Origin of the sequence: Sphingosinicella sp., assembly GCF_013911755.1 — a bacterium.
GTDB lineage: Bacteria > Pseudomonadota > Alphaproteobacteria > Sphingomonadales > Sphingomonadaceae > Sphingosinicella.
The window spans coordinates 1-16,492 of sequence record NZ_JACESP010000028.1 but is presented as its reverse complement, the minus strand read 5'-3'; the positions used below and the strand labels follow the sequence as shown (position 1 = coordinate 16,492).

Here is a 16,492-nt window from a genome sequence, read left to right as displayed (position 1 = left end):
TTTCATTACGGATGCGTTTCTGAACGGGGGGATCGTTCAGCATTGGTGGATGCATATGTCTGGCTGGCCGGATACTGGCTGCTGACGCGAGAGCTGCTGCTTCTCGCGGCGGCGGGCGTTGCCGTTTCGAGTCTCGACGACCTTCTGTTCGACATTCTCTATTTCGCGCGGGAGCTCTGGCGGCGGCTCACCGTCTACCGCGTCTGGGCGCGCGCGGACGCGAGCTCGCTCGCGGGACCCGAGGCCGGCGCGCCGATCGCGGTGTTCGTGCCCGCCTGGGATGAGGCGGACGTGATCGGCCAGATGCTCGCGACGTTCACGCGCACGATGCGACATTCACGCTACCGGATCTTCGTCGGCGTCTATCCGAATGACGCCGGCACACGCGCGGCGGTGGACGCGGTCGGCGATCCGCGCGTTGAAATCATCGTCGCGCCGTACCCCGGCCCCACGACCAAGGCCGATTGCCTGAACGCGATCTGGCGCGGCATGGAGGCGTATGAGCGGGCGCATGGCGTGCGCTTCAAGGCGGTCGTGCTGCACGACGCCGAAGACGTGGCGCACGCGCGCGAACTCGATGTCATCGACTATCTGATCCCCGCAAAGGCGATGGTGCAGCTTCCGGTCGTGCCCTTCGCGGATCCGCAGTCGCGCTGGATCGCCGGGCATTACCTCGACGAGTTCGCCGAGAGCCACACCAAGGACATGGTGGTGCGCGAGGCGATCGGCGCCGCGCTGCCCGCCGCGGGCGTCGCGTGCGGGTTCGAGCGGGAGATGATGGGCCAGATTGCAGACGCGCTGGGCGGCGCGCCGTTCGATCCCGATTCGCTCACCGAGGATTACGAACTCGGCCACCGCATCCACGCGCGCGGCGGCAAGGCCGTGTTCGTGCGCATTCCGGGTACGCGCGGCGAGCCGCACGTGACGACGCGCGAACATTTCCCGGCGACGCTCGAAACGGCCGTGCGGCAGAAATCGCGCTGGCTGCTCGGCATCGCGCTCCACGGCTGGGACCGGATCGGCTGGCAGGGCGGGATCGCCGCGCGCTACATGCTGCTGCGCGACCGCAAGGCGCTGCTGAACGCGCTCGTCGTGGTCGTCGCCTACGTCGCGGCCATCGCCTACGCGGCGGCGATCGTGCTGAAGGGGACGGTACCCGACGCGCGCGCGCTCCCCGCGGTCGTCGAACGCGGCGCGGGGCTGGACTGGCTGCTGCGACTCACGACCGCGCTTCTCGTCTGGCGGCTCGCGATGCGGATGATGTTCACCGGACGCCAGCATGGGCTTGCCGAAGCGCTTCGCGCGCTTCCCCGCGCCTTCATCGCCAACATCGTGAACGTCCTCGCTGCCCTCCGCGCCTGTCGGCTCTATGTCGGCGGCCTCATCAGCAAGACGCGCCCGGTCTGGGAAAAGACCGCGCACCGTTTTCCGCAAATCGTGGCGGAGGAATAGATGCGCCCCGTTCGCGCATTCGCGGTCATGGCCGCCGCGCTCGCGCTGTGGTCGACGTGGCGCTTCGAGGCGGCACGCGAGACCTTTGCCGCCATGCTCGCCGCGCACGCCCGGCCTGCTCCGGCGGCGCGTCCACGGGCGCTGAAGCGTCTCGTGGTCAGCCCACGCGCAGACATCGCGGCCGCCTCACCGGCCGGGACACCTAGTATGCTGCCGGTTCGCGCGCTCCGCCCAGCCCCATCCGTCGGCGTCTTGCCGGACCCTGTCGCCCTGACAGAAGTTGCCGGAAACGTCGCACAGGTGGTCGCATCTGTTCCGGTGAGACGCGACGCCCCGACAGCCCATGATTTCGCAGCCTCGGGCTACACCGCGCTGGCGCTGGGGGACCGCCGCACCGCGGCACGGCAATTCGACGCGGCGCTCGCCGCCGATCCGGGCCACGCCAATGCCGCGCTCTGGCAGGCTGAACGCGCGGCGCTACACAAGGCGTGGCGTGTCGACGCCTACAGCCTGGTCCGAAGCGGCGGCGCGGGCTTCGCTAGCGACCGTCCGCTGCTCGGCGGGGGCCAAAGCGGCATCCGGCTCGGCTACACGCCCGGTCCGCTGGCGCGGCGACCGATCGAGCTCTTTGGCCGCCTCGCGATCGCGCACGACTGGCTCGACCTCAAAGGCCGCAGCGCCCAGGGCGCCCTCGGCGCGGCGTGGATGCCGCTGGGGCGCGACGGGCCCGCTGTCAGCGGGGAACGGCTGATCGCGATCGGCCGGGAGGGACGGAATGCGTGGGCCATCCGCGTGTCCGGCGGCGCGTGGCGCGCAGCGGACGCGAAGCTTCCGATCGATCTCAGCGCCTATGCCGAAGCCGGTGTCGTCGGCGCGAGCAGCCGGGACGGGTTTGCAGGCGCGCAGGCACTCGCGCTCTACCCGGTCGCAGCGCGCGAGGGGACGCGGATCGGGCTCGGCGGGGCCGTGTGGGGCAGCGTGCAGGACGGGGGCGGCCGCACGGCATCGCGCCTCGAATTCGGACCAGGCGCGCAACTTTCGCAGCGGATCGGCACGGGCACGATCGAGCTGCGCGGCGAATACCGGTTCCGCGTCGCGGGCGATGCCGCGCCGGATAGCGGCCCGGCGCTCACCATCGCGACACGGTTCTGAACCTATTCGGCAGCGACGCCGGCGACCTCCTCGATATTCCTGCGACGCGCGTCGAAATCCTCGGCGATTTTCTCGTCGTTCGCCTGCAGCGCCTCGACATCAACGTTCACATAATCGAGCACACCCATCTGGGCATAGCCGCGCTGCACGGTCTCGCCCCACAGGCCGATGTCGGCAACGACAGGCACGATGCGGTTGAAGAGGTGGTTGCGAAAGTTGCGCGCGCCCTCGCTCTCATCCGCCCAGGCCACACACTCGGCGACATTGAGCCCGAGAGTCTCGTAGACTTCGCGCGACTGGAACCGATCGCGCATGTGGTAGCACGCCTCGACGAGGAACTCCTCGCGCTCCTTCCTCTCGGCCGCTGTCAGGTGCGGATAATATTCGCGCAAGGTCAGGCGGCCGAAGGCGACGTGGCGCGCTTCATCCTGCATCACATAGGCGTTGACGGCGCCGGCGAGCGGCGAAGTGGACATGTCGCGGATGCCCGCGAACGCAGCGAGCGCGAGCCCTTCGATCACCACCTGCATGCCGAGGTAGGTCATGTCCCAGCGCTTGTCCTCGAGCACCTGTTCGAGCAGCGTCGCGAGCGGACCGGTGATCGGATAGCTCATGCCGATCTTCTCGATCAGGCGCTTGTAGGCTTCCACGTGCCGCGCCTCGTCGATGGTCTGCGTGGAGGCGTAGAACTTGGCTTCAAGATCCGGCACCTGCTGCACGATCTTCGCCGAGCAAATGAGTGCGCCCTGCTCTCCGTGCAGAAACTGCGAGACGGACCACGCCTGCATGTTGCGGCGCAGTTCGATGCGCTCCTGCTTCGACATCTTCTCCCACATCGGCGAGCCGAAGATGCCGATGGTCTGCTCCGGCATTCCCTGCGGGTTTTCCCAATCGAGCTCCTGCGACCAGTCGATGCGTTCGGCCGCATCCCACTGCATCTTCTTGCCCTTGGCATAGAGGCTGAGGAGATCGTCCCGATCGTCGGAATATTCGAAATCGAAAACCGTCTGGAACTCCTGCGCGACGTTCCAGGTCGGGCCGCTCGGCGTCAGCTGGTACAGGTCCAAAAAAGCCATGACGTGTCCTCTTCCCAATGGATCATGTGTTATCGTTGGCAATCCTGCGCCGCGCCTCCAGCTGACGGAGGATTTCCCGTGTCCGCATCAGGCTCAGCATTTCGTTGATGGTGGAGATGCCGCGCTCGGCCATGGTCAGCGCTTCCTCGTCGCTGATCTTGCCCGCCGTGTTCTCGAAGAACAGGCGCATCTCCTGTCCCACGAGCCATTCGACGAACTGCGCGTACAGGACGCCGCTGCCGATAAAGCCGCGCTCCTCGGTGAAGCCGATGGCCTTCAGCTCCTTGAGGCAGCGCGCCACAGCGAGATCACGAGGCCCGAAGCGCCCATCGCGATCGGGGCAAAGCACGCCGTCCTCCACCACGCGGCCGAGCTCCTCGATCGTGAAGCCGGTCTGGGCGGCAAGCTCTTCGAGCGTCGCGCCCTCGCCGCCGGTATCGAGCCGGGCGCGCAGCATGGCGTCGAGATCGGGGAAAGCGTCGGCGTGCAGCCAGCGGTCGCCGTCTTCGCCATCGAGCAGCGTGCGGATGATCGCGAGCGGCAGGAAGCGTTCCTCCTGCAGGCGCTTGATCGCCTTCAGCCGCGCGACGTGCATGTCGTTGTAGAAAGCGCTGTTCGCGCTCGCACGATCGGGTTCGGGAAGCAGGCCTTCGCGTATGTAGAAGCGGATGGTTTCCCGCCCCACGCCCGTCAGCCGTTCAAGTTCGCGCATACGCACGCCGTGCATCTCCCTCCTGAGCGCGACTCGGAAGCTATCAGATTTTACGGAGTTGTCATACGCAAAATCTGATAGGGTCGCCGTTCTGCCCTATAGGGCATCGTGGAAGATGATCCCGAGGGTTCGCCGCTCGCCGCGTTCGATGCTGGAAACGCCGTGGCGCAGCTGTGTTCGATACGCGCCGCGCGGACCCTGCCGCGGACGGTCGCGCACCGGCAGGATCGTGATCGCGCCCTGCGGCGCCAGCACCGCCTCGCAGCGCGACTGACGGCGCGGCCGGTTCTCCACGATGACAAGCGCGCCGCCATCGAAATCCACCCCCGGTCGATCGAGCTGAACGACCGCCTGCAGCGGGAAATGTACCGGGCCATAAAGATCCTGATGCAGGCAGTTGTAGTCGCCGGGTCCGTAGCGGAGCAGCAGCGGCGTCGGCCGCATCTGCCCGGCGGCGCGGCAGCGTTCGATGAGTTCCGCGTGCGTCGGCGGCCAGTCAGCCGGCAGGCCGAGGCGCTCCGCCCAGCCGTTCGCGATGCGTGCGAGGTGCGGATAAAGCGCCTCGCGCAGCGACGCGACGGCGGGCGGCAGCGGGTGGGCGAAGTAGCGGTAACTTCCCCGTCCATAACCATGCCGCGCCATCACCACGGTACTGCGGAACGCGGCGTCGTCGTTGAAGCTCTCCGCCAAAGCAGCGCAGGCGTCGGCATCGAGCAGCGGCGGCGTTACTGCGTAACTGCGCTCCTCCAGCATGGCTTCAAGCGCGTTCCAGTCGAGCGCGATCGTCATGCCGCACGGCCCTTCTTCCGCTCGGCGTCCAGAAGCGCGCGCTTCCGCTCCACGCCCCAGCGATAACCGCCGATCCCGCCGTCGCCGCGCAGAACACGGTGGCAGGGGACCAGAACGGCGACCCGGTTCGCGCCGCAGGCGGATGCCGCAGCGCGGACGGCGCTGGGCGCACCGATCCCGGCGGCGACTTCGGCATAAGAGACGACGCTGCCGCGCGGCACGCTGAGCAGGAAGCGCCAGACCTTCATCTGGAATGCCGTGCCGCGCAGATCGACAGGGATATCGGGATGCGGCGCGCCTTCCGCGAGATGCGCCCGAAGCGCATCGATCCAGGCATCGAGCTGCGGCGACGCGGCGGCATCCGAGGGCGCGATGTCGGCGCGCGGGAATTCGGCCCGCAGCCGCGCGACGAGGGCGCTTTCATCGTCACCGAAATCGACCGCGCAAACGCCTCGCATCGTGGCCGCCATCAGCAGCAGGCCGAGGCCGGTCGGGCGGCACGCCCATGCGATCGTCTCGCCTGCGCCGCCCGCGCGGTAGGCGGCAGGGGTCATGCCGAGATGGCCGTCCATCCGCTCGTAGGCGCGGCTCGTCGATCCGAAACCGGCCTCGAAGATCGCGCCGGCAACACCGTCGCCCTCCTTCAGGCTCGCCTTCAGCCGCTTCATCCGGAGCGCGATCTGGAACGCTTTCGGGCTGACGCCGATCACTGCCGTGAACGCCCGCTGCACCTGGAAGCTGCTGAGCCCCGCGATCTCCGCGAGGTGGGCGAGCGGCAGCGGCGTGTCGACGTGCGCCTCGATATAACGGGCGAGCGATGCCATTTTCTCCGCCGCCGGATCGCGCCCCTCGAGCGCGCCGGGGCGGCAGCGCAGGCACGCCCGGTAGCCGTCCGCCTCGGCAGCCGTACCGCTTAGATAAAAGCGCACGTTCTCGCGCTTCGGCGTCCGCGCCGGGCACGACGGGCGGCAATAGACCCCCGACCGTTTCACGGCATAGACGAACCGCCCGTCGAACGCGCGATCCCGCCGCACGACGGCATCCCAGAATTGCGACTGATCGGCCAATTCCGTTTCCATGATCTTCTGCTCCTCCTTTTCGGACAGGCCCGCAAGCTAGGCGAGCCGGAAGCGGCAGACGTTCCGATCCTTGCAGCGATACGCACGGCCCAAATTTTGTCTCGATACAGGCGCATGTTGGCAGCAAAGGTGGTGGCGGGCGACTCCCCGCTGGGTTAGTCAGGACGGCATGGACATCTATCTCCCGATCGCCGAACTCAGCGTCAATTCGCTGGTGATTGTGGGGTTCGGCGTGCTGGTCGGCTTCATGTCCGGCATGTTCGGCGTCGGCGGCGGCTTCCTGACCACGCCGATGCTGATCTTCTACGGGATTCCGCCCGCGGTCGCGGTGGCATCGTCCGCCACGCAGATCACCGGATCGAGCGTCTCCGGCGCACTCGCGCACTGGCGGCGCGGCGGCGTCGATCTCAAGATGGGTGCCGTCCTCGTGGCGGGCGGCATCGTGGGCTCCGGGATCGGCTCCTACGTGTTCAAGCTGCTCCAGAAAATCGGCCAGATCGATATCACCATCTCCCTGATCTACGTGGTGTTCCTGTCGACGATGGGCGGGCTGATGCTGGTGGAATCGTGGCAGACGCTGCGGCGCGCGCGCGCCGGTGAAATCCGCCGCGTGAAGCTGCACCCGCACATCCCGTTCATCGCGGCGCTGCCGTGGAAGATGCGCTTCTACAAGTCGGGCCTCTACATCTCCCCGCTTGCGCCGTTCGGCATCGGCGTGGCTGTGGGCATCCTCACCTTCATCATGGGCATCGGCGGCGGCTTCATCATGGTGCCGGCGATGATCTACCTGCTCGGCATGTCCGTCTCGGTCGTGGTCGGCACCTCGCTGTTCCAGATCGTGTTCACGACCGCCGTGGTCACGCTGCTCCACGCCGTACAATCGAAAACGGTCGATATCGTGCTTGCGCTGATGCTGCTGGTCGGCGGCGTCATCGGCGCGCAGATCGGGGCGCGCATGGCGCAGCGCCTGCCGCCCGAAAAACTGCGATTCGGGCTCGCGCTGCTCGTCGTCGCGGTGGCGATCCGCCTGCTTGTCGGCCTGACGTGGACGCCGAGCGAGCTTTATTCGGTCTTTGCCGAATGAAGCGATTCTGGCTGCCCCTATTCTTTCTGCTGCTGTCGGCGGCGGCGCCGCCGCGGCTGATCACCGATATCAGCCACAGCAAGATCGACATCGTCTACAGCTTCGCGGGCGCCGAACTGCTGATCTTCGGTGCGATCCAGTATCCGGGCGGGCAGACGCCCGACGAGCGTCCCGACATCGCAGTGATCGTGCGCGGACCACCGGAGGCGGTGACGGTGCGGCGCAAGGCGCGCGTCGCGGGCATCTGGATCAACACGCGCGCGGTGCGCTTCGAGACGGCGCCGTCGTTCTACAGCGTCGCAACGACGCGCCCGATTTCGAAGCTGGTCAACGACGAGACGGCTGCGATCTACGAGCTGGGCCTCTCGCACCTGCAGCTTTCGCCGGTTTCGAGCGATGCCAGCGATATTCGCACGTTCGAGCAGGGCTTTCTCAGCCTGCGCCGCCGCGAGGGTCTGTATTCCGATGATGCGCAGGGAGTCGAACTTACCGAAAACGTGCTCTACCGCGCCCGCATCCAGATTCCGAGCCAGGTGCCCGTGGGCAATTACACGGTCGAAATCCACCTGATCGACGAGGGCAAGGTGGTGGCGAGCGCGATGCGCGAGATCAGCATCGACAAATCCGGCTTCGAGCGGCAGGTCTCCGTCGCTGCCGAGGAGCACAGCTTCTCCTACGGGATGCTCGCGGTCGTACTGGCGCTGCTGCTCGGCTGGACCGCCGGGCTCTTCACGCGGCGATAAACGCTTCTTTATCCCTTCGCTGTTACACCGCTGCGGCAAAGCCTTATCGCAGTGAAGGAGTACGTCTTGGATCAGTCGTTCATGCCGGTGAGCGCGTCGTCGGCCGATGGTCACAACGTCTTCATGCAGCCCCAGAAGGCCGCAAGCCTGCCCAGCACGTGCGTGATCGGCCGCGTGCGCGAGATCGCCGGCGGCTCCGCGATCTGCAGCCTCGACCCGACGCAGCTGAAGGCGATCACCGGCCACGAGGACACGACCGTCGCCATGTCCGGGCAGGTCGGCAGCCAGGTTAAGATGCGCGTCGGCGACCTCTGGCTGCTCGGCAACGTCCGCGACATGCGCATGGACGAGGCAGGCGCGACCATCTTCTCGCACATCGACTTCCTCGGCGAAGGCCCCGAAGACCCCGCGACCGGATCGATGAAGGCGTTCCGCCGCGGCGTGACGCGCTATCCCGTGCCGGGCGACGATGTGTTCACCGTCTCGCGCGCCGACCTCGTGCTCGTGTTCGCCGCCGAAGACCGCCCGCACATCGAAATCGGCACCGTCTACCCCACCGAGGACGTGCGGGGCTCACTGCTCATCGATGCGATGCTCGGCAAGCACTTCGCGCTGCTCGGCTCCACGGGTACGGGTAAATCGACGAGCGCCGCGCTGATCCTGCACCGCATCGTCGAGAAGGCGCCCAAGGGCCACATCATGATGCTCGATCCGCACGGCGAATACGCCGCCGCGTTCAGCTCGAACGGCATGATCTTCAACGTCGACAACCTCAACCTGCCGTACTGGCTGATGAACTTCGAGGAGCACTGCGAGGTCTTCATCACCACCGACGGTGCCGAGCGCGAGCGGGATATGGACGTGCTGGCCAAGTGCCTGCTCGCCGCACGCTCCAAGAGCCGGATCGCCGAATCGCTCGGGAAGATGACGGTCGATTCGCCCGTGCCCTACCTGCTTTCGGACCTGCTCGGCGCCATCAACGCGCAGATGGGCAAGCTCGACAAGGCGAGCGATCTCGGCCCGTACATGCGCCTGAAAACCAAGATCGAGGAGCTGAAGGGCGATCCGCGCTACGCATTCATGTTCAACGGCCTGCTCGTTTCGGATTCGATGGCGCCGTTCCTTTCGAAGATTTTCCGGCTTCCCGCGGAAGGCAAGCCGATCTCGATCGTCGACCTGTCGGGCGTGCCCTCCGACATCGTGACCGTGGTGGTCGCGGTGCTCGCGCGCATGGTGTTCGACTATGCGATCTGGGCACGCCGTGAACCGCAACGCCCGATCCTGCTCGTCTGCGAAGAGGCGCACCGCTACGTGCCGTCAGACCGCGAGACGAAGGGCGTCGCGGTTCGCAAGGTTCTCGAACGCATCGCCAAGGAAGGCCGTAAATACGGCGTTTCGCTGGGCCTTATCACGCAGCGCCCATCGGACCTTGCCGAAGGCGTGCTGTCGCAGTGCGGCACGATCATCTCCATGCGTCTCAACAACGAACGCGACCAGATGTACGTGCGCAACGCGATGCCGGAAGGCGCACGCGGCTTCCTCGATTCGATCCCGGCGCTCCGCAACCGCGAATGCATCATCTGCGGCGAGGGTGTTTCGATCCCGATCCGCGTCCGGCTCGACGACCTCGCGCCGCAGCTTCGCCCCGCATCGGACGATCCACTGTTCAGCCAGCTCTGGACCGAGGAAGGTGACGAAGCCGGAATCCTCAGCCGCACCATCCATCGCTGGCGCGGGCAGGGTCGCGGCTAACGAACCTCTTTCATCGCCCGCCAGCACGGGTCCCACGTCGGTTCGGGGCCGAAGCGGGCGGCGAGGAAATCGACAAGCGCGCGCACACGCGCGGTCGCGCTGCGGCCGGGCGGCATGACGGCATAGAGGCCGGTTTCAGCCGGTGCCCAGTCGGCGAGCACGATCTCGACGCTTCCCTTCGCGATCGACGGGGAAGCGATGAAGGTGGGCAGCATGGCGATGCCGAGACCGGCTTCCGCCGCCGCGAGCAGCATCTCGCCGCTGTTCGCACGGAGCCGTGTGCGGCCCTTCACATATTCGCTGCGCCCGTCGATTTCGAACCGCCAGGCTTCCGAGGGGGCGACATTCGCATATTGGAGCACGTCGTGATCCGCGATCTCGCGCGGATGCAACGGCGTTCCCATCCGCGCGAGATAGGCGGGGCTCGCAATCGCGACGGCGCGGATCGGGGCGAGCTTGCGCGCGATGAGCGTCGAATCGGCTAGCTGGCCGATGCGGACGGCCAGATCGAGCCCTTCGCCGATGATGTCGGCACGGCGGTCGTCAAAAGCGATGTCGAACTCGACGCGCGAATGCGCGGCCGCGAATTCGGCGAGCACGGGCGCGAGATAGGCGAGACCAAACGAAAGCGGTGCGGACAGCCGTATCGGCCCCGCGATCTCGGCCATCGCCGCGGCAACCGCATCGCGCGCGGCTTCAAGACCGGCGATCGCCTCCCGCACGCGGCCGAAATAGTCCACGCCGACATCGGTCGGCCGCGCGCCCTGCGCGCTGCGCGTCAGCAATCGTGCACCGAGCGCGGCTTCAAGCCGGGCGACGCGGCGGCTGACGATCGACTTCGAGATGCCGAGCCGCTCCGCAGCGCGGCTGAAGCTGCCGGTTTCGACGACCGCGACGAGCGCCGCGATATCGGAAAGGTCGCTCGACTGTTCCATTTCATGCAACTCCGGTGTTCGTGTTGCTGCGCTATCGGCAACACCGGTCGCACATTAGCTAGGGGTCTGCAACCGAGAACAAGGACCAGACCCATGCAGAATATTCTTGTCGTGCAAAGCAGCGTACTCGGCGACGCATCGGCGTCGCGGGGCCTCATCAATGATTTCCTCACCACCCTGGGAACGCGTGCAAACGTTACGACCCGCGACGTCGGCACCAACCCATTACCGCATCTTTCGGGCACCACGCTCGGCGGTTTCAGCGGCGCGGATGGCCCGGAAGCCACCGCCGAACGCGCGCTTTCCGATGAACTGATCGCCGAACTTCAGGCCGCGGACGTCCTCGTGATCGGCGCGCCGATGTACAATTTCGGCATCACATCGAACCTCAAGAGCTGGTTCGACCGCGTGCTGCGCGCCGGCGTGACCTTCCACTACACGGCGGAAGGGCCTGTCGGTTATCTTTCCGGCAAGCGCGTCATCGTCGTCGAGACGCGCGGCGGCTTCTACAGCGAAGGCGACGGCAAGGCGCTCGACGCGCAGGAACCGCACATCCGCGCCATGTTGAACTTCATCGGCATCACCGACATCACTTTCGTCCGCGCCGAACGCCTGGCGATTTCGCCCGAAGCGCGCACGGAATCGATCGCCGCTGCGGCCGATGAACTCAAAAAACTCGGTGCAGAAGGGTTCGCGCTGGCTGCGTAGCGTTTAGCCAGTAAACCCCACCTCGCTCGGCCCGCGCTCAGCCTTGAGCCGGGCCGAGACCTTTTCGGCCTGACGCATCACGCGCAGGATGTTGCCGCTGGCGATCTTCGCAAGATCGGCCTTCGAATAGCCCCGCTTCTGCAATTCGGCGAACAGCGCCGGGTAGTCCGCGACCGTGCCGAGCCCCTGCGGGTAGCTCGAAAGCCCGTCGAAATCCGAACCGATGCCGATAACGTCGATCCCCGCCACCTTGCGGATATGATCGATATGATCGGCGATCAGCGCCACGTTCGCGTGCGGCTGCGGATTGGCCGCGCGCCAGTCGGCGAGGCCCTTCTCGACGAGATCCGGCCGGTCCGGATGATCGTAGCCGAGCCGCGCCTTTTGCGCGGCCTGCTCGCGTTTCCACGCCGCCACGTTTTCCGCCACCGCATCCTCGGCGAAGAACACCATGATGACGCCTCCATTGTCCTTGAGGCGAACGAGCACGTCGTCCGGCACGTTACGCGGCCGATTCTGCACGGCTTTTGCCGCCGAATGGCTGAAGATAACCGGTGCGGCACTCACGTCGAGCGCGTCGTGCATCACCTTCGGCGTGACGTGGCTGAGATCGACGAGCATGCCGAGGCGATTCATTTCGCGCACGACCTCCTTTCCGAAGGGGGCGAGGCCGTTGTGCCTGGGCGCATCGGTAGCGCTGTCGGCCCACGCCGTCGTCTTGCCGTGCGTCAGCGTCATGTAGCGCGCACCGAGCGCGTGGAACTGGCGAAGCACGCCGAGCGAATTGCCGATCGAATGGCCGCCCTCCACACCGAACAGCGACGCGATCTTGCCCGCCTTCATGGCGCGCTCGAAGTCGTCGACGGTGCTGGTTTTGACGAGCATCGACGGGTTCGCGTCGATCAGGCGCTGCATGATGTCGATCTGGTCGAGCGTCTGGCGAACGGCTTCGGGGCCTTCGGTATCGGCGGGTACGTAAACCGACCAGAACTGGCCGCCGACGCCGCCCGCCTTCATCATCGTGAAATCGGTGACGACCTTGCCGCGCAGCCGTTCCGGCAGGTTGCGAAAATCGAAGTCGCTGGTACGGCTGCCGTTTTCCTGACGCAGCGCCCACGGCAGATCGTTGTGACCATCGACGATGGGTGCCGGCACCGCGGATGGCAGCGATTGGGCGTGGGCGGTGGTGGCAAGGAGGGCGGCGGCGAAAGCGACACGAAGTGTTTTCATCCCGCTTTCGTAACCGCAAAGCCTCAGACGGTGAAGCTCTCTCCGCAGCCGCAACTGCCCTTGGCGTTCGGGTTTTCGAAGACGAAGCCGGCAGTGAAATCGTCTTCCTTCCAGTCCATGCGGCTGCCGATCAGGTAGAGCAGCGAGCCGCCATCGACGAACAGGGTGCCGCCGGGCGTTTCGATGCGCTCGTCACCCGGCTTCGCCTCGGTGACGTAATCGATGCTGTAGGCAAGGCCCGAGCAGCCGCGCCGGGGCGTCGACAGTCGCACGCCGAGCGTGCCTTCAGGCGCGCGCGCCATCATCGCGGCGATGCGCGCGTTGGCGTTCTCGGTGAGCGCGATGGGCGCCGGGCGTTCGCGGACGATTGTGCTCATAGCATTCCAAGCTCCAGCTTCGCCTCGTCGGACATCTTCTGCGGGTCCCACGGCGGATCCCAGACGAGGTTGACCTCTGCCGAGCCGACACCGGGCACGCTGCCGACGCGGATTTCCACTTCGGCGGGCATCGATTCGGCGACGGGGCAGTGCGGCGTTGTGAGCGTCATGGTGACGACGGCGTGATCGTCCACGATGTCGACGCCGTAAATGAGCCCGAGATCGTAGATGTTCACCGGAATTTCGGGATCATAGATTTCGCGCAGCGCCTGGATGACCTGATCGTAGACGCTGCCACCCGGAGCGCCGGGATCGGGCGCAGCGGGCTTCTGGCTGAGAAAGCCTTCGAGATAATCCGCCTTGCGCCGCGCTTCCTGAAGCACGGGGCGTTCCGGCGCCGAAGGCGCGGCGTCGACGTTTTCGACCGTGTAGGGCCGCGTGTCCTCGCTCATCCAAAAATCCTCTTCACCCGCGCGATGCCGCGAAGCAGCCGCTCGACATCGCTTTCATCGCTGTAAACACCGAAGCTGGCGCGCGCCGTGGCCGGCACGCCGAGCGTGTCCATCAGCGGCTGGGCGCAGTGATGCCCGGCGCGGATCGCGACGCCTTCTTCATCCAATATGGTGCCGATGTCGTGGGGATGCACCCCTTCCATCGCAAAACTGACGATGCCGCTGGAATCCTCCGGCCCGAACAGGCGCAGCGAATTGACCTTGCGCAGCTCTGCGCGCGCGAGGCCCGCGAGGTGCCGTTCGTGCGCGTCGATGGCGTCCAAACCGATCACCGACACATAATCCATGGCGGCGGCGAGACCGACGGCGCCGACGATATGCGGCGTGCCTGCCTCGAAGCGGGTGGGCGCGGGCGCATAGGTGGTCTTCTCAAACGTCACCGTCTCGATCATCGAGCCGCCGCCTTGCCATGGCGGCATCGCCGAAAGGATGTCACCGCGCGCCCACAGCACGCCGATGCCGGTGGGGCCGTAGAGCTTGTGGCCGGAGAAGGCGTAGAAATCCGCGCCGAGCGCCTGCACATCCACGCTCATGCGCGGCACCGCCTGGCAGCCATCGACAAGCAGCTTCGCGCCGACAGCGTGTGCGGCACGGGCGATGCGGGCAATATCGGCGACCGAGCCGAGCACATTCGAGACGTGGGCGACGGCGACGAGCTTGTGCGCGGAGGTGAGCATCGCTTCCAGCGCATCCTCGTCGATACGGTGATCGGCGGTGAGCGGCGCGACGTCGATCTCGATGCCGGTGCGGTCGCGGAGAAGCTGCCACGGCACGATGTTCGAGTGATGCTCCAGCCGCGAGAGCAGGATGCGGTCGCCGGCCTTGAGAGTGATCCCCCACGTCTGCGCGACGAGGTTGATCGCCTCGGTCGCGCCGCGCACGAAGACGATCTCGTTCGGGCTCGCGGCGTTGATGAAACGCGCGGCGGTATTCCGGGCCGCCTCGAAACGCTCGGTCATCGTCGCCGATCGCGCGTAGACGCCGCGATGCACGGTGGCGTACTCGGGGCCGTAAGCGGCTGCGACGGCATCGATCACGGCCTGCGGCTTCTGCGCGGTGGCGGCAGAATCGAGATAGGCCCAGTCGCTGACACCGGGAAAATCCGTGCGGCGCGAGACGGTGATGGGCGTCAGCGCGTTCATGCGAGCTGCTCCAGCGCGCCGAGCGCGGCGGTTTCGAGCGTTTCGCGCCCCTCTGCATCGTCCATGCCCGCGAAGGCATCGGCGAGGAAGGCCTGCAACAGCAGACGCCGCGCTTCGGAAGGCGGCAGACCGCGGCTGGTGAGGTAGAAATACTGCGTCGCGTCCAGCTCGCCGACGGTGGCGCCGTGCGCACACTTCACGTCGTCGGCGAAGATTTCAAGCTCGGGCTTGGCATTCGCCGTCGCGGTGCGATCGAGTAGCATCGCCTTCACCGATTGCGCGGCGTCCGTCTTCTGCGCGCCGCGATCGACGGCGACCTTGCCGAGATAGGTGCCGGTGGCCTGGCCCGCGAGCACGGTGCGCACGGTCTGGCGGCTGGTGGCGTTCGGGGCGGCATGGCGGACGTGGGTGACGATTTCGAGCGTGGTCTTGCCGCCCGCGACCTGCGCGGCGCCGAGTTCGAAATGCGATCCTTCGCCGAGCGTGATGTCGAGCGCGACGCGGCCATAGCCGCCGCCGACGTTGAGGATGTGGATGTCGAGGCGGGCGCCGTCTGCGATGGTGACGGTCCAGTCGCGCACCGAGACGGGCTGCGCAGCGTCTGCCACGAGCGTGAGCGCGCGGGCTTCGCCGGCAGGAACGGCGATGGTTTCGGACTGGACACCGGCGGGCCAGACCTCGCCGAGCGCCTCAAGGTCGCTGTAGCGCCAGGCTTCGTCGCGGCGGGTTGGGAGCGCGAGGGCGTTCACGCCGCCAGCTCTCCGTAACCCTCGCGTTCGAGCGCGTGCGCCAGCTCCGGCCCGCCGGAGCGGACGATGCGGCCGCCGGAGAGGACGTGCACCTTGTCCGGCTTCACATAGTCAAGCAGGCGCTGGTAGTGCGTGATGAGCAGGAAGCCGCGCTCGGGCGAACGAAGCCGGTTGATGCCGCCCGCGACCGTCTTCAGCGCATCGATGTCGAGGCCGGAATCGGTCTCGTCGAGCACCGCGAACTTCGGGGCGAGCAGCGCCATCTGCACCATCTCGTTGCGCTTCTTCTCGCCGCCCGAGAAGCCGACATTCACGCCGCGCTTCATGTGATCCATCGTGAGATCGAAGGCATCCGCCTCGGTGCGCGCGAGGCGCATGAAATCGGCGGCCGAAACGTCCGGCTCGCCGCGCAGCTTGCGCTGGGCGTTCAATGCAGTGCGCAGGAAATTGAGATTTGAGACGCCGGGAATTTCGACCGGATATTGCAGCCCGAGGAAGAAGCCGGCGGCGGCGCGCTCGTGCGGCTCCATGGCGAGGAGGTCCTTGCCGTCGAACGTCACCGAGCCCGAGGTGGCCTCATAGCCTTCGCGGCCGGCGAGCACGTAGCCGAGCGTCGACTTGCCCGAGCCGTTCGGGCCCATGATGGCGTGAACCTCGCCGGCGCCGACTTCGAGCGTCAGGCCCTTGAGGATTTCCTTGTCGCCGACGTTGGCGTGGAGGTTTTCAATTTTGAGCATGGCCATCAGCCGACGCTTCCTTCCAGACTGATACCGAGGAGCTTCTGTGCCTCCACGGCGAATTCCATAGGGAGCTGCTGGAGCACCTCCTTCGCGAAACCATTGACGATGAGCGCCACCGCCGCCTCGCGGTCGAGGCCGCGCGACTGGGCGTAGAAGAGCTGGTCGTCGCTGATCTTGCTCGTCGTCGCCTCGTGCTCGATCTGCGCCGAGGGGTTCTTCACTTCGATGTAGGGCACGGTGTGCGCGCCGCATTCGGAGCC

The 16,492-nt window shown here is 66.6% G+C and carries 18 protein-coding genes; 6 read left to right on the top strand and 12 right to left on the bottom strand.

Annotation, left to right across the window (positions count from 1 at the left end; translation table 11 throughout):
- Positions 1–45 precede the first annotated feature (45 nt).
- Both H2052_RS15930 and H2052_RS15925 read left to right on the top strand, forming a co-directional pair.
- Complete coding sequence (locus tag H2052_RS15930; RefSeq protein WP_293783934.1) at positions 46–1,452, top strand: glycosyl transferase family protein; 1,407 nt, start codon at positions 46–48, stop codon at positions 1,450–1,452.
- Entirely contained in the window at positions 1,453–2,604 is a 1,152-nt protein-coding gene (locus H2052_RS15925) for a hypothetical protein (protein ID WP_293783849.1), read from the top strand.
- A gap of 2 nt (positions 2,605–2,606) precedes the next feature.
- Here H2052_RS15925 and H2052_RS15920 read toward each other — a convergent pair whose 3' ends face one another.
- The 4 genes from H2052_RS15920 to ada form a co-directional block, all read right to left on the bottom strand.
- Positions 2,607–3,680 carry a diiron oxygenase gene (locus H2052_RS15920; protein ID WP_293783846.1) on the bottom strand — a complete coding sequence of 358 codons (1,074 nt, stop codon included), beginning with the start codon at positions 3,678–3,680 and terminating at the stop codon, positions 2,607–2,609.
- A gap of 22 nt (positions 3,681–3,702) precedes the next feature.
- A complete protein-coding gene (locus H2052_RS15915; protein WP_293783931.1) occupies positions 3,703–4,392 on the bottom strand; it encodes a MerR family transcriptional regulator in 690 nt (229 codons plus the stop codon).
- 96 nt (positions 4,393–4,488) lie between these two features.
- Positions 4,489–5,181, bottom strand: a complete 693-nt coding sequence (locus H2052_RS15910; protein WP_293783843.1) for a 2OG-Fe(II) oxygenase — start codon at positions 5,179–5,181, stop codon at positions 4,489–4,491.
- On the bottom strand, positions 5,178–6,260 hold the full coding sequence (gene ada / locus H2052_RS15905) for a bifunctional DNA-binding transcriptional regulator/O6-methylguanine-DNA methyltransferase Ada (RefSeq protein WP_293783840.1): 1,083 nt from the start codon (positions 6,258–6,260) through the stop codon (positions 5,178–5,180). Before ada ends, H2052_RS15910 begins: the two co-directional genes overlap by 4 nt.
- Before the next feature lie 169 nt (positions 6,261–6,429).
- Between ada and H2052_RS15900 the strand changes: the two genes are divergently transcribed.
- The 3 genes from H2052_RS15900 (at position 6,430) to H2052_RS15890 (ending at position 9,839) form a co-directional block, all read left to right on the top strand.
- Positions 6,430–7,344: a sulfite exporter TauE/SafE family protein gene (locus H2052_RS15900; RefSeq protein WP_293783837.1), complete on the top strand. Its 915-nt coding sequence runs from the start codon at positions 6,430–6,432 to the stop codon at positions 7,342–7,344.
- The gene (locus tag H2052_RS15895; RefSeq protein ID WP_293783834.1) at positions 7,341–8,087 is read left to right on the top strand and encodes a TIGR02186 family protein; all 747 of its coding nucleotides are present in this window, start codon (positions 7,341–7,343) and stop codon (positions 8,085–8,087) included. Before H2052_RS15900 ends, H2052_RS15895 begins: the two co-directional genes overlap by 4 nt.
- Before the next feature lie 123 nt (positions 8,088–8,210).
- On the top strand, positions 8,211–9,839 hold the full coding sequence (locus H2052_RS15890) for a DUF87 domain-containing protein (RefSeq protein WP_293783928.1): 1,629 nt from the start codon (positions 8,211–8,213) through the stop codon (positions 9,837–9,839).
- Here the strand turns inward: H2052_RS15890 and H2052_RS15885 are convergent.
- The gene (locus H2052_RS15885; RefSeq protein WP_293783831.1) at positions 9,836–10,774 is read right to left on the bottom strand and encodes a LysR family transcriptional regulator; all 939 of its coding nucleotides are present in this window, start codon (positions 10,772–10,774) and stop codon (positions 9,836–9,838) included. The two genes, H2052_RS15890 and H2052_RS15885, sit on opposite strands and share 4 nt — an antisense overlap.
- 93 nt (positions 10,775–10,867) lie before the next feature.
- Here H2052_RS15885 and H2052_RS15880 point away from each other — a divergent pair, with 93 nt between their 5' ends.
- Positions 10,868–11,482 (top strand): NAD(P)H-dependent oxidoreductase, encoded by a 615-nt coding sequence (locus H2052_RS15880; protein ID WP_293783829.1) that lies wholly within the window; start codon positions 10,868–10,870, stop codon positions 11,480–11,482.
- Between the two features lie 3 nt (positions 11,483–11,485).
- On the opposite strand, the gene H2052_RS15875 is transcribed toward H2052_RS15880, so the two are convergent.
- The 7 genes from H2052_RS15875 to H2052_RS15845 form a co-directional block, all read right to left on the bottom strand.
- Positions 11,486–12,712, bottom strand: a complete 1,227-nt coding sequence (locus tag H2052_RS15875; RefSeq protein WP_293783827.1) for a dipeptidase — start codon at positions 12,710–12,712, stop codon at positions 11,486–11,488.
- A 23-nt stretch (positions 12,713–12,735) separates the two neighbouring features.
- The gene (locus H2052_RS15870) at positions 12,736–13,089 is read right to left on the bottom strand and encodes an iron-sulfur cluster assembly accessory protein (protein ID WP_293783824.1); all 354 of its coding nucleotides are present in this window, start codon (positions 13,087–13,089) and stop codon (positions 12,736–12,738) included.
- Positions 13,086–13,541 (bottom strand): SUF system Fe-S cluster assembly protein, encoded by a 456-nt coding sequence (locus H2052_RS15865; protein WP_293783821.1) that lies wholly within the window; start codon positions 13,539–13,541, stop codon positions 13,086–13,088. The genes H2052_RS15870 and H2052_RS15865 overlap by 4 nt, the downstream gene beginning before the upstream one ends.
- Positions 13,538–14,743, bottom strand: a complete 1,206-nt coding sequence (locus tag H2052_RS15860; protein WP_293783818.1) for a cysteine desulfurase — start codon at positions 14,741–14,743, stop codon at positions 13,538–13,540. The genes H2052_RS15865 and H2052_RS15860 overlap by 4 nt, the downstream gene beginning before the upstream one ends.
- Positions 14,740–15,492 (bottom strand): SufD family Fe-S cluster assembly protein, encoded by a 753-nt coding sequence (locus H2052_RS15855; protein ID WP_293783815.1) that lies wholly within the window; start codon positions 15,490–15,492, stop codon positions 14,740–14,742. The genes H2052_RS15860 and H2052_RS15855 overlap by 4 nt, the downstream gene beginning before the upstream one ends.
- On the bottom strand, positions 15,489–16,229 hold the full coding sequence (sufC, locus tag H2052_RS15850) for a Fe-S cluster assembly ATPase SufC (protein ID WP_121051633.1): 741 nt from the start codon (positions 16,227–16,229) through the stop codon (positions 15,489–15,491). Before sufC ends, H2052_RS15855 begins: the two co-directional genes overlap by 4 nt.
- 5 nt (positions 16,230–16,234) lie before the next feature.
- The coding region (locus H2052_RS15845; protein WP_293783812.1) for a SufD family Fe-S cluster assembly protein at positions 16,235–16,492 on the bottom strand (258 nt) is incomplete at its 5' end.

Excerpts from the sequence above, each read along its gene's own strand:
- H2052_RS15865 (WP_293783821.1), bottom strand. The coding sequence starts at position 13,541 with ATGAGCGAGGACACGCGGCCCTACACGGTCGAAAACGTCGACGCCGCG.
- H2052_RS15885 (WP_293783831.1), bottom strand. The coding sequence starts at position 10,774 with ATGGAACAGTCGAGCGACCTTTCCGATATCGCGGCGCTCGTCGCGGTC.
- H2052_RS15870 (WP_293783824.1), bottom strand. The coding sequence starts at position 13,089 with ATGAGCACAATCGTCCGCGAACGCCCGGCGCCCATCGCGCTCACCGAG.
- H2052_RS15895 (WP_293783834.1), top strand. The coding sequence starts at position 7,341 with ATGAAGCGATTCTGGCTGCCCCTATTCTTTCTGCTGCTGTCGGCGGCG.
- H2052_RS15890 (WP_293783928.1), top strand. The coding sequence starts at position 8,211 with ATGCAGCCCCAGAAGGCCGCAAGCCTGCCCAGCACGTGCGTGATCGGC.
- H2052_RS15860 (WP_293783818.1), bottom strand. The coding sequence starts at position 14,743 with ATGAACGCGCTGACGCCCATCACCGTCTCGCGCCGCACGGATTTTCCC.
- H2052_RS15915 (WP_293783931.1), bottom strand. The coding sequence starts at position 4,392 with ATGCGCGAACTTGAACGGCTGACGGGCGTGGGGCGGGAAACCATCCGC.
- sufC (WP_121051633.1), bottom strand. The coding sequence starts at position 16,229 with ATGCTCAAAATTGAAAACCTCCACGCCAACGTCGGCGACAAGGAAATC.
- ada (WP_293783840.1), bottom strand. The coding sequence starts at position 6,260 with ATGGAAACGGAATTGGCCGATCAGTCGCAATTCTGGGATGCCGTCGTG.
- H2052_RS15910 (WP_293783843.1), bottom strand. The coding sequence starts at position 5,181 with ATGACGATCGCGCTCGACTGGAACGCGCTTGAAGCCATGCTGGAGGAG.
- H2052_RS15920 (WP_293783846.1), bottom strand. The coding sequence starts at position 3,680 with ATGGCTTTTTTGGACCTGTACCAGCTGACGCCGAGCGGCCCGACCTGG.
- H2052_RS15925 (WP_293783849.1), top strand. The coding sequence starts at position 1,453 with ATGCGCCCCGTTCGCGCATTCGCGGTCATGGCCGCCGCGCTCGCGCTG.
- H2052_RS15875 (WP_293783827.1), bottom strand. The coding sequence starts at position 12,712 with ATGAAAACACTTCGTGTCGCTTTCGCCGCCGCCCTCCTTGCCACCACC.
- H2052_RS15880 (WP_293783829.1), top strand. The coding sequence starts at position 10,868 with ATGCAGAATATTCTTGTCGTGCAAAGCAGCGTACTCGGCGACGCATCG.
- H2052_RS15900 (WP_293783837.1), top strand. The coding sequence starts at position 6,430 with ATGGACATCTATCTCCCGATCGCCGAACTCAGCGTCAATTCGCTGGTG.